This is a genomic window from Caballeronia grimmiae, assembly GCF_022879615.1.
GTDB classification, from domain to species: domain Bacteria; phylum Pseudomonadota; class Gammaproteobacteria; order Burkholderiales; family Burkholderiaceae; genus Caballeronia; species Caballeronia grimmiae.
Map to the genome: position 1 here is coordinate 1248038 of NZ_CP084271.1, position 25654 is coordinate 1273691.

The window sequence follows — 25654 nt, forward strand, 5'->3', positions numbered from 1 at the left end:
CCCAACTTACTTCTTGGCGGAGAAGCGTGCGAACTTGTTGTTGAACTTCTCGACGCGGCCGGCCGTGTCCATGATCTTCTGCTGGCCGGTGTAGAACGGGTGCGATTCCGACGACACTTCGATCTTCGCGAGCGGGTACGTCTTGCCGTTGAATTCGGCGGTCTCGCGCGTCTGGATGGTCGAGCGGGTCACGAAACGGAAGTCGTTCGACATGTCGACGAACAGGACTTCGCGATAATTCGGGTGAATGCCTTCTTTCATGGTCTTTCCTGGTATCTGGCGGTAGCCAACCCGCCGCACCGTTTCACGGCGCTTTTCGCGAGTCACTTGCCTGGGGTCGAAAAATGGCGATTATGCCAGAAAATCAGCCGCTCGACACTTTTTGCGGTCAGGCGGAGTAGCCGGTCAGCGCACCGACGTTCGCCGGATCCTGCCGGTAATACCGCGCAAGCAGCCGATAGAGCTCCGGGTACTCGGATTCGAATGCGTCCGGCGTGACGAAGAGCGCCTCGCTGCACACGGCGAAGAACTCCGACGGATGGTCCGCCGCATAAGGATCGATCAGCGATTCGCGCTCGAAACGGCTCCAGCGCCGCTGCGGCACGGCATCGACGCGGGCGCAGAACTGGTCGTAGGCGTTATCGAAGATATCGGACCAGGCGGCGTTGTCGAGCGGCGCGTGCCAGCGGCGAAAGAGCGGAGGGTGCCCGTCGGCTTCGCCGTTGACCATGTCGATCTTGTGCGCGAACTCGTGGATTACGACGTTGTACGCGTCCGAGGCATCGGCCATCTGCGTGTCTTCCCACGACAGCACGACCGGCCCGCCTTCCCATGCTTCGCCGCTCGCGTCGTGCTCGATCTCGTGAACGACGCCGGCTTCATCCTCCACCGTCTTCCTGATGACGAACTCACCCGGATAGATAATCACGCCGACCCAGCCGCCATACAGATCGAGGTCCAGGTTGAGCACCGGCAGGCAGGCTTGCGCGGCGATCGACACGATCATCTCGTCCGTCAGCTCGAGTCCATGCGCAGTCGAAAATTCCTTCTGCGCGATGAAGAGGCTCGTCGTCTCGCGCAGACGCTCGCGGTCGGCCGCGTTCAGGTGGCGGTAGAACGGGAACGCATCGAGCGTGCGTTGCCAGAGGGCGTCGTCGATAGCGTGTTTGCGCAGCGCGCGCTCGCGGCGTTGCGCGCCGAGCCAGCGGGTGAAAAGATTGGCCATCGGTCGTGCGGATCGTGAAGACAGATCGATTGTACGAAGCGCGGCATGCCCGCGAGCATAAAAAAACCGCCTGACGGTGCAGGCGGTTTTTTGTGTCGAGCAGGGATCAACTCCCGCCGCGGCGCATCATGTCGAAGAACTCGGAGTTGCTCTTCGTCTGACGGATCTTGTCGAGCAGGAATTCCATCGCTTCGACTTCGTCCATGTCGTGAATGAACTTGCGCAGCACCCACACCTTTTGCAGCAGGTCCGGCTTGATGAGCAGTTCTTCGCGGCGCGTGCCTGACTTGTTCAGGTTGATCGACGGATAAACACGCTTCTCCGCGAGGCGGCGTTCCAGGTGCACTTCCATGTTGCCGGTGCCCTTGAACTCTTCGTAGATCACGTCGTCCATGCGGCTGCCGGTTTCGATCAGCGCCGTGCCGATGATGGTCAGCGACCCGCCTTCCTCGATATTGCGCGCCGCGCCGAAGAACCGCTTCGGACGCTGCAGCGCGTTGGCATCGACACCGCCCGTCAGCACCTTGCCCGACGCCGGCACGACCGTGTTGTACGCACGCGCGAGACGCGTGATGGAGTCGAGCAGAATCACCACGTCGTGCTTCATTTCGACCAGGCGCTTCGCCTTCTCGATGACCATTTCGGCCACTTGCACGTGACGCGCGGCGGGTTCGTCGAACGTCGATGCGATCACTTCGCCGCGCACCGACCGCTGCATTTCCGTCACTTCTTCCGGACGCTCGTCGATGAGCAGCACGAACAGGATCACGTCAGGATGATTCGCCTTCACCGCATGCGCGATGTGCTGCAGCATCACGGTCTTGCCCGACTTCGGCGACGCCACCAGCAGGCCGCGCTGGCCCTTGCCGATGGGCGAGATCATGTCGATGATCCGGCCCGTGACGTTTTCTTCGCCGCGCATTTCGCGTTCGAGCGGCAGCGGCTTGTTCGGGTGCAGCGGCGTGAGGTTCTCGAACATGATCTTGTGTTTCGAGGCCTCGGGCGGCTGCCCGTTGACTTTGTCGACCTTGACCAGCGCGAAGTAACGTTCGCCGTCTTTCGGCGTGCGGACTTCGCCTTCGATCGTATCGCCGGTATGCAGATTGAAGCGGCGGATCTGCGACGGGCTGATATAGATATCGTCCGTACTCGCGAGATAGGATGTCTCGGGCGAGCGCAGGAAACCGAAGCCGTCCGGCAGCACTTCGAGCGTGCCGTCGCCGAAAATCGTGTCGCCAGCCTTGGCGCGCTTTTTAAGAATCGCGAACATCAATTCCTGCTTGCGCAGGCGGTTCGCGTTTTCGATCTCGAGGCCATTGGCCATCTCGATCAGTGCAGACACGTGCTGAGACTTGAGCTCGGATAAATGCATACGGATTTCCCGCCAGGGAGAAGAGGTGCGACAGAAAGATGGGAGAAGAGGTGAGCGGAACCGCTCTAGGACTTAATACTTCTTGAAGTCTTGTAATTCTAGCATAGCACACGCCTTGCGGGCCTCGGATAGGCCGGGGGCGGGGCTTTTCAGCCGATGTTGTCGCGCGACAACATCGGCCCGGGCGCGTTCTTCATGGCGCTGCCGCCGGGATAAACGAGGCAGACGCCCGGCGACGCTTTTACAGGTTGCTGTCGAGGAATGCGGTGAGCTGCGACTTGGACAGCGCGCCGACCTTTTGAGCGGCGACCGCGCCGTTCTTGAAGAGGATCAGCGTGGGAATGCCGCGCACGCCGAACTTCACCGGCGTCGACTGATGTTCGTCGACATTGATCTTCGCGATCTGCAGACGATCGCCGTAATCCTTCGCGACTTCGTCGAGGATCGGGGCAATCATCTTGCACGGACCGCACCACTCGGCCCAGAAGTCGAGCAGGACAGGTTTATCCGACTTGACGACGTCCTGTTCGAAAGAAGCGTCGCTGATGTGCTTGATTGATTCGCTCATTATCTGAATACCTCAATTGATTCGAGGCCGCGTTGGAATGCTCGCCACGATACACCAAAACTGAAAAGGAAATTCGCCGCTCGAAAGCCGCGAACTCCGCTTGCCGGACGTCGTCATGAAGCGTGCGATCCGCCGGTCACGGATGAGTCATGTGTCATCTTAGCTTACTTTGCTATCCGTTGCCGGTGCCCGATAGGGGACCATCTGAGGCCGAAAACTCGCAGCGCAAGAGGGCGCCTGTACGAGGCTTCCGGGCGTCGCGCGGGCTGTGCTATGATTCGTCGTGACGGGCCTCCTCGCATGGTGGCGCGGTCAACCTGGTCAGGTCGGGAACGAAGCAGCCACAGCCGCTTTCCACCAGTGCCGAGGGTCGGGCTCGTCACCTTCCGCTTTTCTTCTGCTGTATCTCCCCCATCTTCGAAGTCATTCCGGCATGAGCCGCTGCTTTTGCGCGCGTTGCTTCGGGCATCTGTCGTCCCGGAAGCGGCCGTTCCGACGCCCGGCACTGCGCGTCCGGGCGGCGTTTACCCAAAGTCGTTGCTGATACAATTTCGCGCATGACCTATCAAGTTCTCGCACGCAAATGGCGGCCGAAATCGTTCGAGTCGCTCGTCGGCCAGGAGCACGTCGTTCGGGCGCTCACGCACGCCCTCGATGGCGGCCGTCTGCATCACGCGTATCTGTTCACGGGCACGCGCGGCGTGGGCAAAACGACGCTCTCGCGGATCTTCGCGAAGGCGCTCAACTGTGAAACCGGCGTGACCTCGAAGCCGTGCGGCGTGTGCCGCGCGTGCCGGGAAATCGACGAGGGCCGCTTCGTCGATTACGTCGAGATGGATGCGGCGAGTAATCGTGGTGTGGATGAAATGGCCGCGTTGCTGGAGCGCGCCGTGTACGCGCCGGTCGATGCGCGCTTCAAGGTCTACATGATCGACGAAGTCCACATGCTGACGAACCACGCCTTCAACGCGATGTTGAAGACGCTGGAAGAACCGCCGCCGCATGTGAAGTTCATCCTGGCGACGACCGATCCGCAGAAGATTCCGGTCACGGTGCTGTCGCGCTGCCTGCAGTTCAATCTGAAGCAGATGCCGGCCGGGCATATCGTCTCGCATCTCGAGAAGATCCTTCAGCAGGAACAGATCACGTTCGAGTCGCAGGCGCTGCGGCTCCTGTCGCGCGCCGCGGACGGCAGCATGCGCGACGCGCTCTCGCTGACCGATCAGGCCATCGCGTATTCGGCCAACGAAGTCACCGAGGAAGCCGTGCGCGGCATGCTCGGCGCGCTCGATCAAAGCTATCTGATCCGGCTGATCGACGCCCTCGCCGCGAGCGATGGCGAAGGCGTCCTCTCCATCGCCGATGAAATGGCGCTGCGCAGCCTGTCGTTTTCGACGGCGCTGCAGGATCTGGCGAGTCTGCTGCATCGAATCGCTTGGGCGCAGTTCGCGCCGTCGTCGGTGCTCGACGAGTGGCCCGAGGCCGCGGATATCCGCCGCTTCGCGGAGATGCTCTCCGCCGAGCAGGTGCAATTGTTCTATCAGATCGCAACTGTGGGGCGCGGCGAACTGGGCCTTGCGCCCGACGAATACGCCGGCTTCACGATGACGCTTTTGCGCATGCTGGCGTTCGAGCCGGCGGGCGGGCCGGGCGGCGGCGGTGTCGCCGTCAACGCGCCGCAGCCGGCCAAGGCGCAGCGCAGCGCCGCGCTCGCCGGCGCGATGGCCGAGCGCGCGGTGGCGCCCGCGCCGGTGTCCGCGAAGGCGGTGGAAGTATCGCCCGTCGAGACTTCGGCGAACGGTTCGCCGCAGCCGACGGCGGAAGCGCCCGTCATGCGCGTGGAACCTGCGGATATTCCTCAGCCGCAGCCGGTTACGGGTGAGCCGGCGGTTAGCGAGAAGCCGGCGCAGCCGGTCGCGGAAACCATCGTCGACGCCTCTGCTGATGTTGCTGCACCGCCTGTCGTCGTGACGCGAGCGGCCGAGCCGAGTGAGCCAAGTGAGCCAAGTGAGCCCGCCGATGCGCCGCCCGCCGCGTCCGCGCCGCTTCCCGAAGCAGCGCGTCAAGCGTTGAACGATGCCGCGAGTCAGGCACAGGACACCCCGCAGGCCGAAGCGGCGAAGCGCGCCGGCACCGGACCCAGCGCCGCGCTCGAAGTGCTGCGCAGCGCGGGCATGCGCCTGTCGTCGGATCGCGGAGCGCGCGGGGCATCGGCGGCTGCGGCGAAGCCTGTCGCCCCCAAACCGGTCGCCAAGCCGGCCGTTCAGGTTCAGGCTCCCGTGCCGCGTCGCGCAGCGCCGGCCGCTGCACCCGCAGCCGCGCCCGAATTGCAGGCCAAGCCCGCTGCGAAGGTCGTCCCGCCGTGGGAAGACATGCCGCCGGACGATTACCCGTCGGTATCGTCGGAAGATGAGTACTTCATGCCGCCCGATGACGGCTTCGTGCCCGCGTTCGATAGCGGCCCCGACGACATGCGCTTCGCCGGTGAGTCCGCATCCACGCCCGCACCGAAAGTCGATGCCACGCCGCTGCCGCCCGCCGTGCCGCTCGATGCGCTCGGCGTCGCGGTCGAATGGGCCGTGCTCGCAGCCGATTTGCCGCTCAAGGGCGTCGCCTATCAGCTTGCGTTCAACAGCGAACTGACCGCCTGCGACGCGAATTCCGTCACGCTCGCCGTCGCGGTCCAGATGTACGCCGACGCCTCGCACGTCGCGAAGCTCAAGGCTGCGCTCGCCGAAAAACTCGGCCGGGCAATCGAAGTCAACGTCGCGGTCGGCCCCGTGCGCCGCACCGCCGCCGCGCTCGATGCCTGCGAACGCGCACGACGCCAGCAGGAGGCCGAACAGGAAATCCAGCGCGACCCGTTCGTGCAGTCGCTGATCCGCGATTTCGGCGCGAGCATCGTGCAAGGCTCGATCCGGCCACTCGCCGACGCGTCCGCACAGCAGGCGCCGCGCGCACAGTAAGATTGGCCGCATCCGCGGCATCGCCATTTTTTGCGCGCCGTTGCAGCCGTTGCATGCGCGGCGCGCTTGTCGCCATCCGCCATATCCGCTTTCCAGCAAGGAGCCGAACCATGATGAAGAACCAACTCGCCGGGCTGATGAAACAAGCTCAGCAGATGCAGGAAAACATGAAGAAGATGCAGGACCAGCTCGCGCTGATCGAGGTCGAGGGCCAGTCCGGCGCCGGTCTCGTGAAAGTGACGATGACCTGCAAGAACGACGTGAAGCGCGTGTCGATCGATCCGAGCCTGCTCGCCGACGACAAGGACATGCTGGAAGACCTCGTCGCCGCGGCCTTCAACGACGCCGTGCGCAAGGCGGAAGCCACCACGCAGGAAAAGATGAGCGGCATGACCGCCGGCATGCCGATGCCGCCGGGCTTCAAGCTGCCGTTCTAAATCCGCGCCCCGTACGGGGCGCGCCATGAGGACACATGAAACAACCTTCCGCATTGTCGGCGCTCGTCGAGGCGCTGCGCGCGCTGCCCGGCGTCGGTCCCAAGTCGGCGCAGCGCATGGCGTATCACCTGATGCAGCACGACCGCGCCGGCGCCGAAAAGCTCGGCCAGTCGCTGCTGTTCGCGACCGAGCATCTGCGGCACTGCGAGAAGTGCAACACGTTCACCGAGGCGGCCGTCTGCGAAGTCTGCCTCGATGAAGAGCGCGATCCGGCGTTGCTGTGCGTCGTCGAGACGCCCGCCGATCAGATCATGCTCGAGCAGACGCTGACCTATCGCGGGCTTTACTTCGTGCTGATGGGCAGGCTCAGTCCGCTCGACGGCATCGGTCCGAAGGAGATTCACTTCGACCGGCTCATCAACCGCGCGCTGGATGGCGTCGTGCAGGAAGTGGTGCTCGCCACCAACTTCACGAACGAAGGGGAAGCCACCGCGCATTACCTCGCGCAGACCTTGAAATCGAAGGGGCTGAAGGTGACGCGGCTCGCTCGCGGCGTGCCGGTGGGCGGCGAACTGGAATATGTCGATGCCGGCACCATCGCCCGGGCGATGATCGATCGCCGCTCCGTTTAGCCCTGTGACATCCAGCGGAATCCACAAGTCATGACAGAAACCGAAGCACTCGCGCTCGCCACGCATCGGCATTACAAGGGTGGGCTTTATCGCGTGATCGGCGTCGCGCGGCACTCCGAAACCGAAGAAGAAATGACGGTCTACGAACACTTGTGGCCGCACGACCGCGGCCTGTGGGTGCGTCCCGCGCAGATGTTCAACGATACCCTCGCGGACGGCACGCCCCGATTCAAGCCGCTCTGAAGCAGTCGACAAAGCCCGCTGACATGAACGGGCCGTAAAAAGCTATTGATAGGAGACGCGAATGACCGCAACGACCGGGCCGCTCGCCGGCGTCAAAGTGCTCGAACTCGGCACGCTCATCGCCGGGCCGTTCGCCGCGCGTTTCATGGGCGAGTTCGGCGCGGATGTCATCAAGATCGAAGATCCGAACGGCGGCGATCCGCTGCGCAAGTGGCGCAAGCTGTATCCGGAAGTGGGCGGCACGTCGCTGTGGTGGGCCGTGCAGGCGCGCAACAAGAAATCGGTGACGGTCAACCTCAAGGCGGAAGAGGGCAAGGAAATCGTGCGGCGGCTCGCGAAGGAAGCCGATGTCGTCGTGGAAAATTTTCGCCCTGGCTTGCTCGAAAAGCTCGGTCTCGGCTACGAAACGCTGTCCGCCGACAACCCCGGCCTCGTGATGGTGCGGCTGTCAGGCTACGGGCAGACCGGGCCGTATCGCGACCGGCCGGGCTTCGGCGCGATCGCCGAATCGATGGGCGGCCTGCGTCATATCACCGGCTATCCGGACTTGCCGCCGCCGCGCATCGGCATCTCGATCGGCGATTCGATCGCGGCGCTGCATGGCGTGATCGGCGCGCTGATGGCGCTGCATCATCGGCAAGTCAATGGCGGCAAGGGGCAAGTGGTGGACGTCGCGCTCTACGAAGCCGTCTTCAACATGATGGAGAGCGTCGTGCCGGAGTACGGCGTGTATGGCCTCGTGCGCGAACGCACGGGCGCGTCGCTGCCGGGCATCGTGCCGTCGAATACGTATCCTTGCCGCGATGGAAGCATCGTGATCGGCGGCAACAGCGATCCTATTTTCAAGCGGCTCATGATGGCGATCGACCGCGCCGATCTCGCCGACGATCCCGCGCTCGCTTCCAACGATGGCCGCGTGCCGCGCACGCAGGAAATCGACGACGCGATCGCCGCCTGGCTCGCGACGCGCAGCATCGACGAGGCGCTCGCCGTGCTCAACGCCGCCGAGGTGCCGGCCGGGCGCATCTACAGCGTGGCGGACATGTTCGCCGATCCGCAATTCATCGCGCGTCAGATGCTTCAGCGCTTCCCCTGGCAGGACGGCCGCGAGATTACGCTGCCCAACGTCACGCCGAAGCTATCGGAAACGCCCGGCGAGACACGCTGGCTCGGACCGCAACTCGGTGAACACACCGATGAAGTGCTTCAAACGCTCGGGTATCATCCTGACGACATCGCGCGGCTGCGAGCGGCCAAGGTCATCTAGGTCAGCTTCACCGCGACAACAACAAAACACATGCAGCAAGCAAGCTTGCATGGGACAGGAGACAAACAACGATGAAACGCAGAACGTTCATCGCGAGCGGCGCCGTGCTCGCGGGTGGTGCACTGTCGGGCATGCCGCTCGCCTTCGGGCAGGGCAAGCTGGAGCAGACGAAGGTGTCGATCGCGGTCGGCGGCAAGAACCTCTTCTACTATCTGCCGCTCACGATCGCCGAGCGCCGCAACTACTTCAAGGATGAAGGGCTCGACGTCGAGATTTCGGATTTCGCGGGCGGCGCGAAGGCGTTGCAGGCAGCGGTCGGCGGCAGTGCCGATGTCGTATCCGGCGCGTTCGAACACACGCTGCTGCTGCAGGCGAAGAACCAGTATTTCCGCGAGTTCGTGCTTCAGGGGCGCGCGCCGCAGATCGTGCTCGCCGTATCGAAGAAGGCGATGCCGAACTACAAGTCGGTGGCCGATCTCAAGGGCAAGAAGATCGGCGTGACCGCGCCGGGCTCGTCGACGTCGATTATGGCGAGCTTCGTGCTCGCCAAGGCAGGGCTGAAAGCGAGCGATGTATCGTTCATCGGCGTGGGCGCCGGGGCGGGCGCGATTGCCGCGCTGCAGTCCGGTCAGATCGACGCCATCGCCAATCTCGATCCCGTGATGACCAAGCTGGATCGCGCAGGCGATATCCGCATCGTCTCCGATACGCGCACGCTTGCCGATACGAAGGCGGTCTTCGGCGGCAACATGCCTGCGGGCTGCCTGTACACGTCGCAGAGCTTCATCAACAAGAACCCGAACACGACGCAGGCGCTGACCAACGCGATGGTCCGCGCGCTCAAGTGGCTGCAGGCGGCATCGGGCAAGGAATTGATCGCGACCGTGCCGGAAGGCTATTTGCTCGGCGATCGCGCGCTGTATCTCGACTCGTGGCAGCACGTGAAGGAAGCCATGTCGCCGGACGGCCTGATGCCGGAAGACGGCCCGGCGACGGCGCTGAAGACGCTGCAGGCGTTCGACGAAACGGTGAAGGGCAAGCCGATCGACGTGTCGAAGACGTGGACCAACGACTTCGTGAAGAAGGCGCTCGCGACCGTCAAGGCGTGAGCGATGAATACCACTTCGACACCTGCGCTTGCGCTGGAAGACGTCACGTGCACGTTCGCTTCACGCGATAGCCGCAGCGACCGTTATACGGCCGTTCGAAACACCGACCTCACGATTGCGCCGGGCGAGTTCGTCTCCGTCGTCGGTCCCACGGGATGCGGCAAGTCGACGTTGCTCAATGTATCGGCGGGACTGTTGCAGCCGTCGTCCGGCACCGTGCGTGTCTTCGGCGAAAAGCTGAATGGCATCAACCGGCGCGCCGGCTACATGTTCCAGGCCGATGCGCTGATGCCCTGGCGTTCCGCGCTCGAGAACCTCACCGCCGGCCTCGCGTTCCGGGGCGTGACGAACGACGAAGCCGCGGCGCGCGGCGAGGCATGGCTCAAGCGCGTGGGCCTCGGCGGTTTCGGCGACCGCTATCCGCATCAATTGTCGGGCGGCATGAGAAAGCGCGTCGCGATGGCGCAGACGCTCATTCTCGATCCCGACATCATCCTCATGGACGAGCCGTTCTCCGCGCTCGACATCCAGACGCGGCAGTTGATGGAGAACGAGCTGCTCGATCTGTGGGCCGCGAAACGCAAGGCGGTGCTCTTCATCACGCACGATCTCGACGAAGCCATTTCGATGTCCGATCGCGTGGTCGTGCTGTCGGCGGGGCCGGGGACGCATCCGATCGGCGAGTTCGCCATCGACTTGCCGCGTCCGCGCGATGTCGCCGAGATTCGCTCGCATCCCCGTTTCGTGGAGTTGCACGCGCAGATCTGGGGCGTGCTGCGTGAGGAAGTGCTCAAGGGTTATCAGCAGCAGTTGAAACGGAACGATCATGTGGAATAGGCTGCGCCCGAATCGAAAAAATCTGGTCCTGTGGCAGGTCCTGCTGCTCGTTGCGTGCTTCGTGCTGTGGTACGCGCTGACCAGCCCGACGCTTCTGCCGCCTTTCTATTTCGACGACGCGAACAAGGCCGCCTTCTTCTTCGGCGAGCCGCAGAAGGTGCTCGTGCGCATCTGGGAATGGTTCAGCGGCGGCGAGATTTATCTGCACCTGTGGGTGACGCTGATCGAGACGGTGCTGGCGTTCGTCATCGGGACGGTGTTCGGTCTTGGGGTCGGTCTGTGGCTCGCGCTCGCCCCGACGATGAGCGCGCTTCTCGATCCGTACATCAAGGCCGCCAACTCGATGCCCCGCGTGATTCTCGCGCCGATCTTCGCAGTGTGGTTCGGCCTCGGCATCTGGTCGAAGGTGGCGCTCGGCGTGACGCTGGTGTTTTTCATCGTGTTCTTCAACGTCTATCAGGGCGTGAAGGAAGTCAGCCCGGTCGTGCTTGCAAACGCGCGAATGCTCGGCGCGAACCGCAAGCAACTCCTGCGGCACGTGTATTTGCCGAGCGCGACGAGCTGGGTGTTTTCGAGCTTGCATACATCGGTCGGGCTTGCGTTCGTCGGCTCGGTGGTCGGCGAATATCTCGGCTCGGCGCGGGGCGTCGGTTATCTCATCTTGCAGGCCGAAGGCACGTTCGATATCAACACGGTCTTCGCCGGCATTCTGGTGCTGACCGCGTTCGCACTCGTGCTCGATGGAATCGTCGCGCTCGTCGAGCGCCGGCTGATGAAGTGGCAACCGAAGAGCGGCGAGACCGAAAAGCTGTGAGTGCTTTATGCGCGCGTGACGTTAAGTGACACGCCGGTGTCAGCTCGATCCGCACAAGTCGGTTATCCTTTCGAAAACCGAATCGAACCCTGGGCCACGCTCGATGGCGCATTGCTGTAAGATTCGGCCCGACTTTCCGTGCTCGGGGCATCGTGGTGCACGGTTCGGCGGGCTCCCGGGTTCGGTGCGGTTCCCCATCGGCGGCGCGGCGCCTTCATGATGCGATTCAAGCGATTTGCGCAAGACAACGAATGAGATTGGACACCAGCAATGCGGTTGCGGTGGCATTGCCGCCGCCGATCGGAGACAGCCTGATCGGGCTCGTGCTCGTCAACAATCTCATCCGCAACGGCTATCGGCCAGTCGTGTTTGGCTGGGTCGCGGAGCAACTCGCGGACTGGCTGCCAGGCGTGGACGTTCGAGAGCCGGGCGCATGCCGGGGCGCCTTCGATACGGTCATCGAACTCTGGAAGACCGACTACGCCGCCGCGCTGAGCCGCTCGGGGCAAACGCTTCGCCTCGATGAATTCCCCGAATACAGCGGCAGCAAGCATATGGTGGAGCGCATCGTCAATATCGCGACGAACGTGCTGCATCTGCGCGAAGTGACTCGCTCCAATGGCCTCGTCGTGCCCGCTGGCGTGATGCGCGGGCGCTTCGGCAATCGCGTGGTCATCCATCCGACCGGCAGCCATCCCGAGAAGATGTGGGACCGCGACAAGTTTCTCGCGCTGTCTCGCGCGCTCTCGCGGCGTCAGCTCGTGCCGAGCTTTCTTGTTTCGCCGGCGGAGATGTCCGGCTGGGACGACGTCGCGCGCGCAGGGCACGAGGTCAACGCGCTGCCGCGTCTCGGCGATGTCGCGACGTGGATCGCCGAATCGAGGTGGTTCATCGGCAACGATTCCGGGCTCGGTCATCTTGCTTCGTCGCTCGGCGTGCCGACGCTGACGCTCTTCATGCGACGCGGGCTCGCCCGGTCGTGGCGGCCGGGCTGGGGGCCGGGGGCCGTGGTGCTGCCGCCTGCGCTGGTGCCATCGGCTGCATTGAGGGAGCGGTTCTGGAAGCGTCTGCTCAGCGTGCGCCGCGTGATGGCCGCCTTCAATGCGCTGAAGGGCGCAAGCGGGCGCGACACGCAACCAGTCCGGCCGGGCGCGCGGCGTGAGCGGGACGCAGCGCAGGCGACAGTACTGCCGGATGCCTAACCCGTAGCTTCGCCGCGCCCTTTGCCGATGCAATGTCGCGACGGCCGCCTCACATCTGCACGACCACTTTCCCCGTTACCCGCCGGTTCATCATGTCGTCGAGCGCTTTCGCCGTTTCATCGAGCGTATAGCGTTTCGTCACGGCGGGACGCAGCTTGCCGGTTCTGATCCAGTCGACCATCGTCGCGTATTCGCTTTCCGCAAGCGCAGGTTCGCGGCGCATGTGATCGCCCCAGAACACGCCGACGATGCTCGCGCCTTTCAGCAGAGCGAGGTTGAGCGGCAGCCTCGGTATCTCGCCATTGGCAAAGCCGACCACGAGATACCGCCCGCGCCAGCCGATGCTGCGAAACGCCGGTTCCGCATACGCGCCGCCTACCGGATCAAATATGACATCCGGCCCATTACCGCCGGTCAGCGCCTTGACGCGTTCGCGCAAGTCTTCGTTCGCATAGTCGATCACATCGTCAGCGCCATGCTCGCGACAGAACGCGAGCTTCTCCGCGCTCGACGCCGCCGCTATCACGCGCGCCCCGACGATCTTGCCGATCTGCATCGCCGCCAGCCCGACGCCGCCCGCCGCGCCGAGCACGAGCAGCGCGTCGCCGGCCTTCAGCGCGCCGCGATCGACGAGCGCGTGATACGACGTGCCATAGGCGATCATGAAGGCGGCGGCATCGGCGAAATCGACGTCATCGGGCAGCGCGATGCACGCGGTCTCGCTCGCCCGGGCCTGTTCGGCGAACGCGCCTTGCGCCGTGTAGGCCGTCACGCGCATGCCGGGCCGAAAGCGCGTGACGCCCGCGCCGACTTCGCGCACGACGCCGGCGAACTCCGCGCCCGGCGTGAAGGGCAGCGGCGGCTTGAACTGGTACTTGTTCTGGATGATCAGTACGTCGGGGAAATTGACGCTCGCCGCCTTCACGTCGATGACGACTTCGCCCGCTTCTGGATGCAGGTCGGGCAGCGTCTCGATGACGAGCGTCTCGGGTAATCCGTGCAGGTTGCAGCGAACGGCGCGCATGTTGTCTCCTTGTCGGTAGGCGCTCAGTTTATGACACGGCGCACACGCCGTACGAGCCCCGGCGACTCGTTCGCGCGTCATGTTTCCTCGGTTACAATCGTCGGATGCGAATCCTACTCAGCAACGACGACGGTTACCTGGCTCGCGGCATCAACGTGCTGCACGACGCCTTGCAGCCACTCGGCGAAGTGACCGTGATGGCGCCGGAGCAGAACTGCAGCGGCTCATCGAACTCGCTCACGCTGTCCCGGCCTCTGAGCATTCATCGTGCGGCGAACGGTTTCAATTTCGTGAACGGCACGCCTACCGACTCGGTGCACATCGCGCTGACCGGCATGCTCGACGAGCAGCCGAACCTCGTCGTGTCGGGTATCAACAACGGGCAGAACGTCGGCGAGGACACGCTGTATTCCGGCACCGTCGCGGCGGCCACCGAAGGCTTCATGTTCGGCATTCCGTCCATCGCGTTCTCGCTCGTCGGACGGGACTGGCTGCATCTCGAAGACGCGGCGCGCGTGGCGGCGGAAATCGTCGCGCACTTTCTCGATCATCCGATGCCCGGCCATCCGTTGCTGAACGTGAACATCCCCAGCTTGCCGTACGACCAGCTCGGCGAATGGCGCGTGACGCGTCTCGGCAAGCGCCATCCTTCGCAGCCTGTCATCCGCCAGGCCGATCCGCGCGGTAATCCTATCTTCTGGATCGGCCCGTCGGGCGATGCGCTCGATGCCAGCGAAGGCACTGATTTCCATGCCGTGGCGAACGGCTATGTCTCCATCACGCCGCTCCAACTCGACCTGACGCACACGAAGCTCATGGCCGAGACGCGCGAATGGGCGCGCGCCGGGAGCCGCCGCACATGACCGACGAGCGCGCCAAGCGCTTCCCGCTGGCGCTCGCGGACCTGGTACGCGAGCCGCGCAAGCCCGCCGGCCGGGCCGATGCATCGCGTGCGAAGCCGGCCGCCGCATCGCCGGGCAAGCCTGGCGCGTTGCGGTCTCCGGCGAGCGCGACGAACAGCGGGGCCGCTGCATCCATTTTCTCTGCGAAACAGACACCCGTTACGGCGAAACCGGTTCCCGGCGCGACGCGAAGCCCGGCACAAGCGCCGCATCCGCGTACGAGCGCGTTGCGCACCGCGCAGCGCGGCATCGAACGCGACGCGCTGAACGGCGCCGCAAACGCCACATCGAAGAAGGGCGCGCCCAATGTCGCGCTGGCCAGCACGCAGACGCTGACCTCGGAACGGGTGCGCGAGCGCATGGTCGAACGGCTGCGCACGAACGGCATCGCGGACCCGCGCGTGCTGAACGCAATGTCGGTCGTGCCGCGTCACATGTTCGTCGATCCCGGGCTCGCCGCGCAGGCCTACGAAGACGCGGCGCTGCCGATCGGTCATCACCAGACCATCTCGAAGCCGTCCGTCGTTGCGCGCATGATCGAACTCGTCGCGACCGGGCGCACCCTCGACAAGGTGCTGGAGATCGGCACCGGTTGCGGCTATCAGGCGGCAGTGCTGTCGCAAGTCGCAAAAGAGGTGTATTCCATCGAGCGCGTGCGCCCGCTGTCCGAGCGCGCGAAGCTCAATCTCAGGCCGCTGCGTGTGCCGAACATCCGGCTTCACTATGGCGACGGCCGCCTCGGACTGCCGGCGGCTGCACCGTTCGATGCGATCGTCATCGCATGCGCGGGGCTCGACGTGCCGCAGGCTTTGCTCGATCAACTGGCAGTGGGCGGCAAGCTCGTTGCGCCGGTCGGATCGCAGGCTGCGCAGTCGCAAGTGCTGACGCTCGTCACGCGCATTTCAGCGACGCAGTGGCGCGAGTCCCAGCTTGATCGCGTTTTCTTTGTACCTTTAAAATCCGGAGTGATTTGACACCGATGAGTATCTTGCGTGCTTTGCGAGAAGGAAGTGCGGACGTTCGTCTGACGGCGGCGCAGCGCGGCGTTTGCGTACTGGCGCTATCCGTGCTGGCGGCCTGTTCGACGCGCATGGACATGGCGCCGGTGGTCGACAGGACGGGCGCACCGATTGCCACCGACGCGGCTCAGGCAGCCGCCGCCGCCAACGCTCCGCCGCCACCGGGCTATTACCGTGTGAAGCCGGGCGACACCCTATATCGGATCGCACTGGAAAACGGTCAGAATTATCACGACATCGCCGCGTGGAATAACCTGACGAACCCGAATCAGATCGAAGTCGGTCAACTGGTGCGCGTCGCGCCGCCGGGCGCGAATCTCGCCGCGGCGACGCCGGGTGTTTCGACGGCGCCTATCGCGGGCGGCGCGGTGCAGGCACAACCGCTTGGCGGCGGACAGCAGCCCGGCGTTGCAGCGGGCGCAACGGGTCAGCCGCCGTACTACGGTCCGAGTTCGGGCATGGGCGCAGCGCCTGCGGATGCGGCCAGTGTGCCGGGCGCGCCGGGCCTGGATAACAGCGCGGCTGCGGCGACTCAGCCGGCGTTCAGCTGGCCGGCGCGCGGTCCGATTATCGGTACGTTCGACGATGCGAAGAACAAGGGTTTGAATATCGGCGGCGCGGCTGGAGATGCGGTCAACGCTTCAGCAGATGGACGGGTGGTTTATTCCGGAAATGGGCTGCGCGGCTATGGCAATCTCATTATCATCAAGCACGACGCTACTTTTCTCACGGCATATGCACATAACCGCGCTTTGATGGTAAAAGAAGGTGACGCGGTGACTAAAGGGCAAAAGATCGCTGAGATGGGCAACAGCGATTCGGACCGTGTGATGTTGCATTTCGAAGTTCGCCGGCAGGGTAAACCTGTTGACCCACTGAAGTATTTGCCGCCGCAATAAAGCGGAACCATCATGCCGAAAACGAAGCGCCGCCTGCCGCAAGCCGAGACTGAGACGATCAGCCGACCTTTGCAAGTGTCGGTGGAGGAGGGTGCTTCGACTCACGATGACGACGCCGAGAATATCGACGTCGAAGTCGACTCTGAGGAAGAAGGCGGAAGCCGGGAAAAGAGCGAAGAAGGCGCCGAGCGCGCAAACGATTCCGCGCCCGATGCCGACGACTTCCGCTCGCTGCTCCAGGCCGAACTCACGGCCGACACCATCCAGCATTATTTGAACCGCATCAGCGTGAAGCCGCTGCTTACCGTCGAGGAAGAGCAGCGCTATTCGCGTCTCGCGAAGGCGGGCGAATTCGAGGCGCGGCAGGTGATGATCGAGCGCAATCTGCGGCTGGTCGTCAGCATCGCGAAGGGTTATTTGAATCGCGGCGTGCCTTTGCTCGACTTGATCGAAGAGGGCAATCTTGGCCTCATGCATGCGATCGAGAAATTCGATCCAACGCGCGGTTTTCGTTTTTCGACCTATGCGACGTGGTGGATTCGCCAGAGCATCGAACGGGCGATCATGAATCAGGCGCGCACGGTGCGGCTGCCGGTGCATGTGATCCGCGAACTCAATCAGGTGCTGCGCGCGAAGCGCCATCTGGAAAAAAATTCCGCCAACTCGAACGATGCCGTCGCGCCCGAGCGCCGCGATGCGAGCATCGACGATATCGCATATCTCACGGGCAAGACGCCGGAGGAAGTGACCGACATTCTCGCGCTGAACGAACACACCGCATCGCTCGACGCGCCGCTCGACCTCGATCCGGGCAGCAGCCTGCTCGACCTCTTGTCCGACGACCAGAGCCAGTCGCCCGACGCCGAAGTGCAGCATCGCGAGCTGGAATCGCTTACGCGGCTGTGGCTGTCGCGGCTGTCGGACAAACACCGGCATGTGATCGAGAGACGTTTCGGACTCAATCACATCGAGCCGGCGACGCTCGAAGAACTGGCCGACGAAATGGGCCTCACGCGCGAGCGTGTGCGCCAGATTCAGCAAGAGGCGCTCGTGAGGCTCAAGCGCTTTTTCGCATCCAACGGCGTTCGCAAGGACGCCGTGCTTTAACGCTAATCGACGCCCGCGAGGGCGTCGTATCGCCGTACATCCGCAGGATTCAATGACACCGATTCTCGTATTCGACATCGAGACCATTCCCGATGTCGACGGCATTCGCCGTCTCGAAGACTTACCCGACGATCTCTCCGACCGCGAAGTCGCGGACCATGCGTTCGCCGCGCGCCGTGAACGCGTCGGAAATGATTTTTTGCCGCATCATCTGCAGCGCGTCGCCGCCATCTCCTGTGTTTTCCGGGACAACAGCGGCTTTCGCGTGCGCTCGCTCGGCGCGCCGGGCGACAACGAGGCCGCGCTCATTCAGTCGTTTTATCGCGTGATCGAGAAATACACGCCGCAACTCGTTTCCTGGAACGGCGGCGGCTTCGATCTGCCCGTGCTCCATTACCGTGCGCTCGTGCATGGCATCGCCGCGCCGCGATACTGGGATCTCGGACAGGACGATCGCGAGTTCAAATTCAACAACTACATCAGCCGCTATCACATGCGGCATATCGATCTGATGGACGTCCTCGCGATGTATCAGGCGCGCGCCAACGCGCCGCTCGATGCGCTCGCCAAACTGTGCGGCTTTCCGGGCAAGCTCGGCATGGACGGCGGCAAGGTCTGGGAAGCGTATTGCGACGGCCAGCTCGAGGAAATCCGCAACTATTGCGAGACCGACGTCGTCAACACGTATCTGATGTACTGCCGTTTTCAGATGATGCGCGGCGGTTTCACGCCCGACGAGTACGCCGACGAAATCAACTTCGTGAAGAACGCACTCGCGCAGGAAGCATCGCCCCACTGGGCCGAGTATCTCGCCGCGTTCGGACGATGACTTCGTGACGTTCGTCTACAATCTCGCATTTGCCATCCCGTCAGTCAGGAAGTACGCAGGTGTCTGAAGCCGCTCGAAAAAATTCACATCGCCGCCGCGCCGCGCCGGCCAAGTCCGTCACGCCCGATCCCTCGTTCGTCGCGCCTGAAATCGAAATCGATGCGCTCGATATGGAAGCGCGCGGCGTCGGCCGCACGGTCAACGAGGATGGCGAGCCGGGCAAGGTGATCTTCGTCGAAGGCGCGTTGCCGGGCGAACGGGTGAGCTATTCGAGCTATCGCAAGAAGCCGAGTTTCGAGCAGGCACAAGTCGTCAAGGTGCTGCGCGAAAGCGTGATCCGCGCGAAGCCGAAGTGCCAGTTTTTCGGCACCTGCGGCGGCTGCTCGATGCAGCATCTCGATGTACGCGCGCAAATCGCCGTGAAGCAGCGCGTGCTGGAAGACAATCTTCAGCATCTGGCGAAGCTGCGCGCCGAGACCATGTTTCGGCCGATTCACGGGCCGTCGTGGGGCTATCGGTATCGCGCACGCCTGACGGTGCGGCATGTCGAAAAGAAGGGCGGCGTGCTGGTCGGTTTCCACGAGCGCAAGAGCAGCTACGTCGCCGACATGACGAGCTGCGAAGTGCTGCCGCCGCACGTTTCGGCGATGCTCGTGCCGCTGCGTCATCTGGTGGCAGGGCTGTCGATTCGCGATCGCATGCCGCAGATCGAACTGGCGGTCGGGACCGACTTGACCGCGCTCGTGCTGCGCATTCTCGAGCCGCTCAACGAAGCCGACGAGGCGCTCATCCGCGCATTCGCCGATGAGCACGGTGTGCAGTTCTGGCTCCAGCCGAAGGGTCCGGACACCGTCTATGCGTTTTACCCGCTCGACCGCGAGCTGGCTTATACGCTGCCGGAATTCAACATCCGCATGCCGTTCAAGCCGACCGATTTCACGCAGGTCAATCACCAGATCAACCGCGTGCTCGTGGCGCGCGCGCTGAGCCTGCTCGCGCCCCAGCCGTCGGATCGCGTGCTGGACCTCTTCTGCGGGATCGGCAATTTCACGCTGCCGCTCGCGCGGCTGTCGCGCGAAGTCGTCGGCATCGAGGGAAGCGAAGCGCTGACGGCGCGTGCGCTCGACAACGCGAAGGCCAACGGCGTCGACGGTTATACGTCGTTCGCATGCCGAAATCTGTTCGAAGTCACCGCCGATGACTTGCGCGCGCTCGGCGCGTTCGACAAATTCCTGATCGATCCGCCGCGCGAAGGCGCGCTCGCGGTATCGAAGGCGCTGGCGGACATCGCGCAAAGCGGCGACGGACCGCTGCCGAAGCGCATCGTCTATGTGTCGTGCAATCCGGCGACGCTCGCGCGCGATGCCGGTCTGCTCGTGCACGAAGCGGGGTATCGGATGAAGGGCGCGGGCGTCGTCAACATGTTCCCGCATACGTCGCATGTCGAATCCATCGCGCTGTTCGAGCGCGACTGAGGCTTCGCACCTTTCAGCAGACGTAAAAAAACCGGCCCGAAGGCCTAATGCCGTTCAGTTAAGCGACTGAACGGCATTTTATTTTGGTGCGGGAAGTAGTTGTAAACGTTGCGCCGAGCTGTTAACTTTTCGGGGCGATGCTTGCCAACCACCTCACCTTCGTAATCGAAGCTCAAGAGCCGACCGATCTGCGACGGTTGGCTGAGCATCTGCCCTACGAGTGGGTCACGCGCGCGGTCCAGGCAACGGGCGCAGCGAGCATCCGGCGCCGTCGTCTGCCGGCTGAGCAGGTGGTGTGGCTGGTGATCGCGCTGGCGATGTACCGGCACTGGTCAATCAGCGAAGTACTCGACAGTCTCGATCTGGCCTTGCCCAACGAGGCCGCGCCGTTTGTGAGCAAGAGCGCCGTGGTGCAGGCCCGCCAACGCGTGGGCGAGGCGCCGATGGCGTGGCTGTTCGAGCAGACGGCACGGGCGTGGACGACTCAGGACGCGGCTCACCATGCGTTCAAGGGATTAAGTCTTTGGGCGATGGACGGCACCACGTTGCGCGTACCCGACAGTGCGGCCAACCGTGAGCACTTTGGCGCGCAAGGTTATGCCAGCGGCAAGGTGGCCAGTTATCCGCAGGTGCGCGCCGTGACGCTCACCGCCATTCCGACGCATCTGGTCGCCGATATCAATTTCGGTCGCTACGACACCAACGAAATGATGTACGCCAAAAGCCTGCTGCCGCAGATTCCGCAAGACTCGCTGACGGTGTTCGACAAGGGCTTTTTGGCTGCAGAAATCCTATGTGGGCTGACGATGAACGCCCCCAATCGTCACTTCCTGATTCCAGCCAAAGCGAATACCTGCTGGGAAGTGGTCTCGGGTACCGCTGACGATGCGACGGTGCGCATGCGCGTCTCGCCGCAGGCGCGCAAGAAATGTCCGGCTTTGCCCGAATTCTGGAATGCGCGCGCGATCCGAACGATCGATGCGCGTGGACGCGAACGCGTGCTGTTGACTTCGCTCGGCGATCGTCGACGTTTCAAACCCGCCGATATCGTTGCCTGCTATGAGCGCCGCTGGCAGATCGAGACCAGTTACGGCGAGCTCAAGCAATCGATGCTGGGTTCTGAGTTGACCTTGCGCAGCCGCACCGTCGAAGGCGTGTATCAGGAGATATGGGGTGCGCTGATCGCCTACAATCTGATTCGCCGTGAGATCGCCAGCGCCGCATGGGAGGCGAAACTCGCACCGACCGACATCAGCTTCGTGCGCGCCCTCCATACCATCCAGCACGAACTCATGTGGGCCGCCCTTACGCCGGCCTATGCAAAGTTGCCCGCATGCCTTCGGCGCCTGCGCGAACGGCTCAAGTCCCTTCCAAATGAAAAACGACCCGGGCGCACATGCGACCGAGTCGTCAAATCCCGCCCCTCACGTTACTCCGTCCGGTACCTTAGAAAGAACCTTAACTGAACGGCATTAGGCCCGAAGGCCGGTTTTTCGTTTCTGCGCGCTCCGCCGACTTAGTTGCGGTTGCCGCCGAAGATGCCGAGCAGCGCCAGCAGGTTAGTGAACACGTTGTACAGATCGAGGTAGATCGCGAGCGTTGCACTGATGTAGTTCGTTTCGCCGCCGTTCACCACGCGCTGCACGTCGAACAACATGTACGCCGAGAAGATCACGATGGCGAGGACGGAAATCGTCATCATCAGCGCCGGCAGTTGCAGGAAGATGTTCGCGAACGCAGCCAGCAGAATCACCAGCACGCCCATGAACAGCCACTTGCCGAGGCCCGAAAAGTCCCGCTTGCTGACCGTGGCAATGGTCGCCATCGCGGCGAAGATCACGCCTGTGCCGCCGAACGCCATCATGATGAGCTGCGGCCCATTCGAGAAGCCGAGAATGAAGCTGAGCAGGCGCGACAGCATCAGGCCCATGAAGAACGTGAAGCCCAGCAGGACGACGACGCCCATGCCGCTGTCCTTCGTCTTCTCGATCGCGAACATGAAGCCGAACGCGATGGCCAGAAACGCGATGAAGCTCATTGCCGGGCTGGTGGCGGCGAACAGCGAGAAACCCGTCGCCACGCCGACCCAGGCCCCGAGGACCGTCGGCACCATCGAAAGCGCGAGCATCCAGTAAGTATTGCGCAGGACCTTGTTGCGCACCTCCACCGAGGTAACGCTGCCGTTGCGGCCAAAGCTGTAGGGTGATTCGTTCATGGTTTCTCCTTGCTCCAATTGTCTTCGTTGGTCCTGCTTCAACATCCGTCACACGTGAATGGTAGGGTCGCAGACTTAAGCCATTCTTAGCCATTTCGCGGCGCTGCGTTGCAATGCCACGTTTGGATCCAATATGGCTGCGGAGCGCCCCAAATTCAATGGTTCTGCCCTCAATTTCGCGCGGCGCACCGCGCAGTCCTTGCCTCTTTGATGCTTACGGCACCGTAAGGTTTCAATCGAAATCATACCTTGCTTCGTGCTACAATTGTCGATTCGTTTTAATCCGTAAACAGTTCATTTTTTGGAGTTTTTCATGGCGATCGAGCGCACCCTGTCGATTATCAAGCCGGACGCAGTGGCAAAGAACGTTATCGGCCAGATCTACAGCCGTTTCGAGAACGCTGGTCTGAAGATCATCGCGTCGCGCATGGTTCATCTGTCCCGCGCGGACGCTGAGAAGTTCTACGCTGTGCACGCTGCACGCCCGTTCTTCAAGGACCTCGTGGAATTCATGATCTCCGGCCCGGTCGTGATCCAGGTGCTGGAAGGCGAGAACGCAATCGCCAAGCATCGTGACCTGATGGGCGCGACGGACCCGAAGAAGGCGGAGAAGGGCACGATCCGCGCTGACTTCGCTGACAGCATCGACGCAAACGCCGTGCACGGCTCGGATGCGCCGGAAACGGCGCGTCAGGAAGTGGCGTTCTTCTTCCCGGAAGTGAACGTCTACTCGCGTTAATCGAAACGCCGATCGGGAAACCGATTCAAGCGTTGGTCGCCGCGCCGGACCAGTGGCGCGGCCATCGCGCCGCAACGCATAAATGGTTGTTAAAAAGCAGGAATTGGCGCGAACGGTCCCGGACCAGGTTTGATAGAACCGGTCCGGGCTTCGCAATCTGTAAATGGCAGAACTCGACATGACGAGCAGCACCACCGTCAATCTTCTCGATCTCGACGCCGCCGGGCTGGTCGCGTATTGCGGCACCCTTGGCGAAAAGCCGTTTCGCGCCAAGCAATTGCAGCGCTGGATCCACCAGTTTGGTGCCGACGACTTCGACGGCATGACGGATCTCGCGAAATCGCTGCGCGAAAAACTCAAGGGCCGCGCCAGTCTGGCGATGCCCGACATCATCAGCGACCACGTTTCCGCCGACGGCACACGCAAGTGGCTGATCGACGTCGGCAACGGCAACGCGGTCGAAACCGTGTTCATCCCGGAAGAAACGCGCGGGACGCTGTGCGTCTCGTCGCAGGCGGGGTGCGCGGTCAACTGCCGGTTCTGCTCCACCGGGAAGCAAGGTTTCTCTCGCAATCTCACGACGGCGGAAATCATCGGCCAGTTGCGCATGGCGGAGTTCGCGCTGCGCAAGTCGCTTGGCCGCGAGGTCGGCGGCCCGGGCAAGGGCGAGCGCGTCGTGACGAATGTCGTGATGATGGGCATGGGCGAACCTATGCTCAATTACGACGCCGTCGTGCCCGCCATGCGCCTGATGCTCGACGACAACGCCTACGGCCTGTCGCGCCGGCGCGTGACGCTGTCCACCTCCGGCGTCGTGCCGATGATGGACCGCCTCGCAGCAGACTTGCCGGTGGCGCTCGCGGTATCGCTGCACGCGCCGAACGATCCGCTGCGCGACATGCTGGTGCCGCTGAACAAGAAGTATCCGCTGCGCGAGTTGATGGCTGCGTGTCAGCGTTATTTGAAGGTCGCGCCGCGCGACTTCATTACGTTCGAATACTGCATGCTCGACGGCGTCAACGACACCGAAGCGCATGCGCGCGAACTGCTCGCCGTCACGCGCGATGTGCCGTGCAAGTTCAACCTGATCCCGTTCAATCCTTTCCCCGAGTCGGGCCTGACTCGGTCGAAGAACGAGCAGATCAAGCGCTTCGCGCAGATTCTCATCGACGCGGGCGTCGTCACGACCGTGCGCAAGACGCGCGGCGACGACATCGACGCGGCCTGCGGTCAGCTCGCGGGCGCAGTGCAGGACCGCACGCGGCTTGCCGAGCGCACGAGCCGCGCGGGAAGCAAGGTGATCGAGGTGCGCGCGGTCTGACGGCGGCGCGGTCCCGGCAGAACGCCGGGTGCGCCCTTGCGGCACATTGGCGTGCCGCCGCAACACAAGAACACAGATAACAACGAAGCAAGCGCTCCACAGGGCGCGCAAAGCCGAACATTTTGTTATAAAGCGGTCTGCAACAGCGCCGGAGTTGTATTGTTCAGTGCTTTTTGCACTTCACGGCGCAGCAGCGCTCTATAAAAGATTCGATGCGAGGAATTTGGGATGAGTGAGCCGCAACACCCGACGCCTTTCGGCAGTCATACCGGCGATGTGCCTGCCACTCAGCATGATGGCCGGACGCGCGTCGACGGGGCGGCATCGGGCGAGCGCCAGGCGGAGCCGCTGGACTCGCTGGAAGCAGTGGGCGCGCGTCTCGCGCAGCTTCGGCATGCGAAAGCATGGTCGATCGACGATGTATCGGCGCGCCTGAAAGTGTCGCCGCAGAAGCTGGCCGCGCTCGAAGAGGGCGACATCAGCCAGTTGCCGGACCGCACGTTTGCGGCGGGGATCGTGCGCAGCTACGCGAAGGTGCTGGGCGCTGACCCGACGCCGTTCACGCAGGCGTTTCGCCGCGAGGGCGTGCCGGTCGAACACAATTTGAAGGTGCCGGCGTCGTCCGGCGCGGGCTTGCCGCGCGGGCGCGTCTCGATGCCGCTCGGCAATTCATCCGGGCGCAAGCGTTCGTGGTTGTGGGGCGTGGCGGCGATCGTCGCCGTGCTAGCCGCGCTCGTGATGTGGCATACCGGCGGCGATTCGTCGGCGTGGCTTGCGCGGCTGAAGTCGAGCGCGGGCTCGGCCGCAACGTCGATCGACAAGCCTGCCTCTTCGCAGGCGGCAACGCCCGACGAAGCCGCAGCGGCGAATACCGGCGAGGCATCGCTGCCCGAAGTGGCGGCGGCGCCCGGCGAACAGCCGATGCCGCGCCCGCTCGGCACGAACGCGCTGCCGGCGTCATCGTCGACGATCGCAGCCGTGCAAGGCGCGAGCGCGCCGGCGGCTGCATCGACGGTCAAGGCAGCTCCGGCGGCTGCAGTCCCGGCATCGGCTGCTTCGGCTCCGGTTGTCGGAAGCGCAGGCACGGGCGCGAATGCGATCGAACTGAAGGTGAAGGAAGATAGCTGGTTCAACGTGCGCGGCAAGGACGGCAAGGAACTGTTTTCCGGCCTCGTCCGTGCGGGCAGCGTGCAGCGCGTGCAAGGCGAAGCGCCGTTCAAGGTGACCGTCGGGAACGCGAAGGGCGTCGAGTCGCTGTCGATCGACGATCAGCCCGTCGACGCCAAGAAGTATTCCGGCGCACGCGGAAACGTCGCGCGCCTGTCCTTGCCGTAAGAGGCAGACGGAGCCGCCAGCGTCGGTGATTCAGCGCGCGGACATGACGAGGGCGTCCCGGTTCGGCCGTGACGCTCGTTCGAGGTTTCAAACAAGCGACGGTCGCTGCATGCGCAG

The 25654-nt window shown here is 63.4% G+C and carries 25 protein-coding genes and 1 other RNA gene; 20 read left to right on the top strand and 6 right to left on the bottom strand.

The genetic code is table 11. The annotated features are described in order from the left end of the window. Positions 1–6: 6 nt before the first annotated feature. The 4 genes from LDZ21_RS05935 to trxA all read right to left on the bottom strand — a co-directional run bounded on the left by LDZ21_RS05935 (position 7) and on the right by trxA (position 3165). Positions 7–261, bottom strand: coding sequence for a type B 50S ribosomal protein L31 (locus tag LDZ21_RS05935; protein WP_244794596.1), 255 nt, complete (start codon positions 259–261; stop codon positions 7–9). 127 nt (positions 262–388) lie between these two features. Then, the gene (locus LDZ21_RS05940) at positions 389–1225 is read right to left on the bottom strand and encodes a M90 family metallopeptidase (protein WP_244794597.1); all 837 of its coding nucleotides are present in this window, start codon (positions 1223–1225) and stop codon (positions 389–391) included. A 106-nt stretch (positions 1226–1331) separates the two neighbouring features. Beyond that, the gene (gene rho, locus LDZ21_RS05945; RefSeq protein WP_035968253.1) at positions 1332–2597 is read right to left on the bottom strand and encodes a transcription termination factor Rho; all 1266 of its coding nucleotides are present in this window, start codon (positions 2595–2597) and stop codon (positions 1332–1334) included. Between the two features lie 241 nt (positions 2598–2838). After that, positions 2839–3165: a thioredoxin TrxA gene (gene trxA, locus LDZ21_RS05950; RefSeq protein ID WP_008349330.1), complete on the bottom strand. Its 327-nt coding sequence runs from the start codon at positions 3163–3165 to the stop codon at positions 2839–2841. A gap of 285 nt (positions 3166–3450) precedes the next feature. Here trxA and ffs point away from each other — a divergent pair. From ffs to LDZ21_RS06000, 10 genes are all read left to right on the top strand, one after another. Continuing rightward, positions 3451–3549: signal recognition particle sRNA small type (ffs, locus tag LDZ21_RS05955), an RNA gene on the top strand. A gap of 173 nt (positions 3550–3722) precedes the next feature. Then, complete coding sequence (locus LDZ21_RS05960) at positions 3723–6131, top strand: DNA polymerase III subunit gamma/tau (RefSeq protein WP_244794598.1); 2409 nt, start codon at positions 3723–3725, stop codon at positions 6129–6131. 110 nt (positions 6132–6241) lie between these two features. Continuing rightward, positions 6242–6568 carry a YbaB/EbfC family nucleoid-associated protein gene (locus LDZ21_RS05965; RefSeq protein ID WP_014191628.1) on the top strand — a complete coding sequence of 109 codons (327 nt, stop codon included), beginning with the start codon at positions 6242–6244 and terminating at the stop codon, positions 6566–6568. A 35-nt stretch (positions 6569–6603) separates the two neighbouring features. Further along, a complete protein-coding gene (recR, locus tag LDZ21_RS05970) occupies positions 6604–7200 on the top strand; it encodes a recombination mediator RecR (protein ID WP_035968260.1) in 597 nt (198 codons plus the stop codon). 30 nt (positions 7201–7230) lie between these two features. Then, positions 7231–7443 carry a DUF1653 domain-containing protein gene (locus tag LDZ21_RS05975; protein ID WP_244794599.1) on the top strand — a complete coding sequence of 71 codons (213 nt, stop codon included), beginning with the start codon at positions 7231–7233 and terminating at the stop codon, positions 7441–7443. A 61-nt stretch (positions 7444–7504) separates the two neighbouring features. Next, positions 7505–8710 carry a CaiB/BaiF CoA transferase family protein gene (locus tag LDZ21_RS05980; RefSeq protein ID WP_244794600.1) on the top strand — a complete coding sequence of 402 codons (1206 nt, stop codon included), beginning with the start codon at positions 7505–7507 and terminating at the stop codon, positions 8708–8710. Between the two features lie 71 nt (positions 8711–8781). Continuing rightward, on the top strand, positions 8782–9819 hold the full coding sequence (locus LDZ21_RS05985) for an ABC transporter substrate-binding protein (protein WP_244794601.1): 1038 nt from the start codon (positions 8782–8784) through the stop codon (positions 9817–9819). Positions 9820–9822: 3 nt separating this feature from the next. After that, positions 9823–10656, top strand: coding sequence for an ABC transporter ATP-binding protein (locus tag LDZ21_RS05990; RefSeq protein WP_244794602.1), 834 nt, complete (start codon positions 9823–9825; stop codon positions 10654–10656). Further along, positions 10646–11470, top strand: a complete 825-nt coding sequence (locus tag LDZ21_RS05995) for an ABC transporter permease (protein ID WP_244794603.1) — start codon at positions 10646–10648, stop codon at positions 11468–11470. The genes LDZ21_RS05990 and LDZ21_RS05995 overlap by 11 nt, the downstream gene beginning before the upstream one ends. 251 nt (positions 11471–11721) lie before the next feature. After that, positions 11722–12672 (top strand): glycosyltransferase family 9 protein, encoded by a 951-nt coding sequence (locus LDZ21_RS06000; protein ID WP_244794604.1) that lies wholly within the window; start codon positions 11722–11724, stop codon positions 12670–12672. Positions 12673–12721: 49 nt separating this feature from the next. On the opposite strand, the gene LDZ21_RS06005 is transcribed toward LDZ21_RS06000, so the two are convergent. Further along, on the bottom strand, positions 12722–13696 hold the full coding sequence (locus tag LDZ21_RS06005; protein WP_244794605.1) for an NADPH:quinone oxidoreductase family protein: 975 nt from the start codon (positions 13694–13696) through the stop codon (positions 12722–12724). A gap of 104 nt (positions 13697–13800) precedes the next feature. On the opposite strand from LDZ21_RS06005, the gene surE reads away from it, so the two are divergent. The 7 genes from surE to LDZ21_RS06040 all read left to right on the top strand — a co-directional run bounded on the left by surE (position 13801) and on the right by LDZ21_RS06040 (position 21393). Further along, entirely contained in the window at positions 13801–14559 is a 759-nt protein-coding gene (gene surE / locus LDZ21_RS06010) for a 5'/3'-nucleotidase SurE (RefSeq protein ID WP_244794606.1), read from the top strand. Next, the gene (locus LDZ21_RS06015; protein WP_244794607.1) at positions 14556–15572 is read left to right on the top strand and encodes a protein-L-isoaspartate(D-aspartate) O-methyltransferase; all 1017 of its coding nucleotides are present in this window, start codon (positions 14556–14558) and stop codon (positions 15570–15572) included. Before surE ends, LDZ21_RS06015 begins: the two co-directional genes overlap by 4 nt. A 5-nt stretch (positions 15573–15577) precedes the next feature. Continuing rightward, positions 15578–16516 (top strand): peptidoglycan DD-metalloendopeptidase family protein, encoded by a 939-nt coding sequence (locus LDZ21_RS06020; protein ID WP_244794608.1) that lies wholly within the window; start codon positions 15578–15580, stop codon positions 16514–16516. A 12-nt stretch (positions 16517–16528) separates the two neighbouring features. Then, positions 16529–17623: an RNA polymerase sigma factor RpoS gene (rpoS, locus tag LDZ21_RS06025; RefSeq protein ID WP_035968277.1), complete on the top strand. Its 1095-nt coding sequence runs from the start codon at positions 16529–16531 to the stop codon at positions 17621–17623. Between the two features lie 52 nt (positions 17624–17675). Further along, positions 17676–18452 carry a 3'-5' exonuclease gene (locus LDZ21_RS06030; RefSeq protein ID WP_244794609.1) on the top strand — a complete coding sequence of 259 codons (777 nt, stop codon included), beginning with the start codon at positions 17676–17678 and terminating at the stop codon, positions 18450–18452. Between the two features lie 59 nt (positions 18453–18511). Then, a complete protein-coding gene (rlmD, locus tag LDZ21_RS06035) occupies positions 18512–19927 on the top strand; it encodes a 23S rRNA (uracil(1939)-C(5))-methyltransferase RlmD (RefSeq protein WP_244794610.1) in 1416 nt (471 codons plus the stop codon). Positions 19928–20064: 137 nt separating this feature from the next. Continuing rightward, positions 20065–21393, top strand: a complete 1329-nt coding sequence (locus LDZ21_RS06040) for an IS4 family transposase (RefSeq protein ID WP_244794283.1) — start codon at positions 20065–20067, stop codon at positions 21391–21393. Positions 21394–21443: 50 nt separating this feature from the next. On the opposite strand, the gene LDZ21_RS06045 is transcribed toward LDZ21_RS06040, so the two are convergent. After that, positions 21444–22142: a Bax inhibitor-1/YccA family protein gene (locus LDZ21_RS06045; protein ID WP_035968283.1), complete on the bottom strand. Its 699-nt coding sequence runs from the start codon at positions 22140–22142 to the stop codon at positions 21444–21446. 313 nt (positions 22143–22455) lie between these two features. On the opposite strand from LDZ21_RS06045, the gene ndk reads away from it, so the two are divergent. The 3 genes from ndk to LDZ21_RS06060 all read left to right on the top strand — a co-directional run bounded on the left by ndk (position 22456) and on the right by LDZ21_RS06060 (position 25537). Next, entirely contained in the window at positions 22456–22881 is a 426-nt protein-coding gene (gene ndk, locus LDZ21_RS06050) for a nucleoside-diphosphate kinase (protein ID WP_244794611.1), read from the top strand. A gap of 178 nt (positions 22882–23059) precedes the next feature. After that, on the top strand, positions 23060–24202 hold the full coding sequence (gene rlmN, locus LDZ21_RS06055) for a dual-specificity RNA methyltransferase RlmN (RefSeq protein ID WP_244794777.1): 1143 nt from the start codon (positions 23060–23062) through the stop codon (positions 24200–24202). Positions 24203–24430: 228 nt separating this feature from the next. Next, positions 24431–25537: a helix-turn-helix domain-containing protein gene (locus tag LDZ21_RS06060; RefSeq protein WP_244794612.1), complete on the top strand. Its 1107-nt coding sequence runs from the start codon at positions 24431–24433 to the stop codon at positions 25535–25537. Positions 25538–25654: the final 117 nt, after the last annotated feature.

Excerpts from the sequence above, each read along its gene's own strand:
- LDZ21_RS05935 (WP_244794596.1), bottom strand. The coding sequence starts at position 261 with ATGAAAGAAGGCATTCACCCGAATTATCGCGAAGTCCTGTTCGTCGAC.
- LDZ21_RS05940 (WP_244794597.1), bottom strand. The coding sequence starts at position 1,225 with ATGGCCAATCTTTTCACCCGCTGGCTCGGCGCGCAACGCCGCGAGCGC.
- rho (WP_035968253.1), bottom strand. The coding sequence starts at position 2,597 with ATGCATTTATCCGAGCTCAAGTCTCAGCACGTGTCTGCACTGATCGAG.
- trxA (WP_008349330.1), bottom strand. The coding sequence starts at position 3,165 with ATGAGCGAATCAATCAAGCACATCAGCGACGCTTCTTTCGAACAGGAC.
- LDZ21_RS05960 (WP_244794598.1), top strand. The coding sequence starts at position 3,723 with ATGACCTATCAAGTTCTCGCACGCAAATGGCGGCCGAAATCGTTCGAG.
- LDZ21_RS05965 (WP_014191628.1), top strand. The coding sequence starts at position 6,242 with ATGATGAAGAACCAACTCGCCGGGCTGATGAAACAAGCTCAGCAGATG.
- recR (WP_035968260.1), top strand. The coding sequence starts at position 6,604 with ATGAAACAACCTTCCGCATTGTCGGCGCTCGTCGAGGCGCTGCGCGCG.
- LDZ21_RS05975 (WP_244794599.1), top strand. The coding sequence starts at position 7,231 with ATGACAGAAACCGAAGCACTCGCGCTCGCCACGCATCGGCATTACAAG.
- LDZ21_RS05980 (WP_244794600.1), top strand. The coding sequence starts at position 7,505 with ATGACCGCAACGACCGGGCCGCTCGCCGGCGTCAAAGTGCTCGAACTC.
- LDZ21_RS05985 (WP_244794601.1), top strand. The coding sequence starts at position 8,782 with ATGAAACGCAGAACGTTCATCGCGAGCGGCGCCGTGCTCGCGGGTGGT.
- LDZ21_RS05990 (WP_244794602.1), top strand. The coding sequence starts at position 9,823 with ATGAATACCACTTCGACACCTGCGCTTGCGCTGGAAGACGTCACGTGC.
- LDZ21_RS05995 (WP_244794603.1), top strand. The coding sequence starts at position 10,646 with ATGTGGAATAGGCTGCGCCCGAATCGAAAAAATCTGGTCCTGTGGCAG.
- LDZ21_RS06000 (WP_244794604.1), top strand. The coding sequence starts at position 11,722 with ATGAGATTGGACACCAGCAATGCGGTTGCGGTGGCATTGCCGCCGCCG.
- LDZ21_RS06005 (WP_244794605.1), bottom strand. The coding sequence starts at position 13,696 with ATGCGCGCCGTTCGCTGCAACCTGCACGGATTACCCGAGACGCTCGTC.
- surE (WP_244794606.1), top strand. The coding sequence starts at position 13,801 with ATGCGAATCCTACTCAGCAACGACGACGGTTACCTGGCTCGCGGCATC.
- LDZ21_RS06015 (WP_244794607.1), top strand. The coding sequence starts at position 14,556 with ATGACCGACGAGCGCGCCAAGCGCTTCCCGCTGGCGCTCGCGGACCTG.
- LDZ21_RS06020 (WP_244794608.1), top strand. The coding sequence starts at position 15,578 with ATGAGTATCTTGCGTGCTTTGCGAGAAGGAAGTGCGGACGTTCGTCTG.
- rpoS (WP_035968277.1), top strand. The coding sequence starts at position 16,529 with ATGCCGAAAACGAAGCGCCGCCTGCCGCAAGCCGAGACTGAGACGATC.
- LDZ21_RS06030 (WP_244794609.1), top strand. The coding sequence starts at position 17,676 with ATGACACCGATTCTCGTATTCGACATCGAGACCATTCCCGATGTCGAC.
- LDZ21_RS06040 (WP_244794283.1), top strand. The coding sequence starts at position 20,065 with ATGCTTGCCAACCACCTCACCTTCGTAATCGAAGCTCAAGAGCCGACC.
- LDZ21_RS06045 (WP_035968283.1), bottom strand. The coding sequence starts at position 22,142 with ATGAACGAATCACCCTACAGCTTTGGCCGCAACGGCAGCGTTACCTCG.
- ndk (WP_244794611.1), top strand. The coding sequence starts at position 22,456 with ATGGCGATCGAGCGCACCCTGTCGATTATCAAGCCGGACGCAGTGGCA.
- rlmN (WP_244794777.1), top strand. The coding sequence starts at position 23,060 with ATGACGAGCAGCACCACCGTCAATCTTCTCGATCTCGACGCCGCCGGG.
- LDZ21_RS06060 (WP_244794612.1), top strand. The coding sequence starts at position 24,431 with ATGAGTGAGCCGCAACACCCGACGCCTTTCGGCAGTCATACCGGCGAT.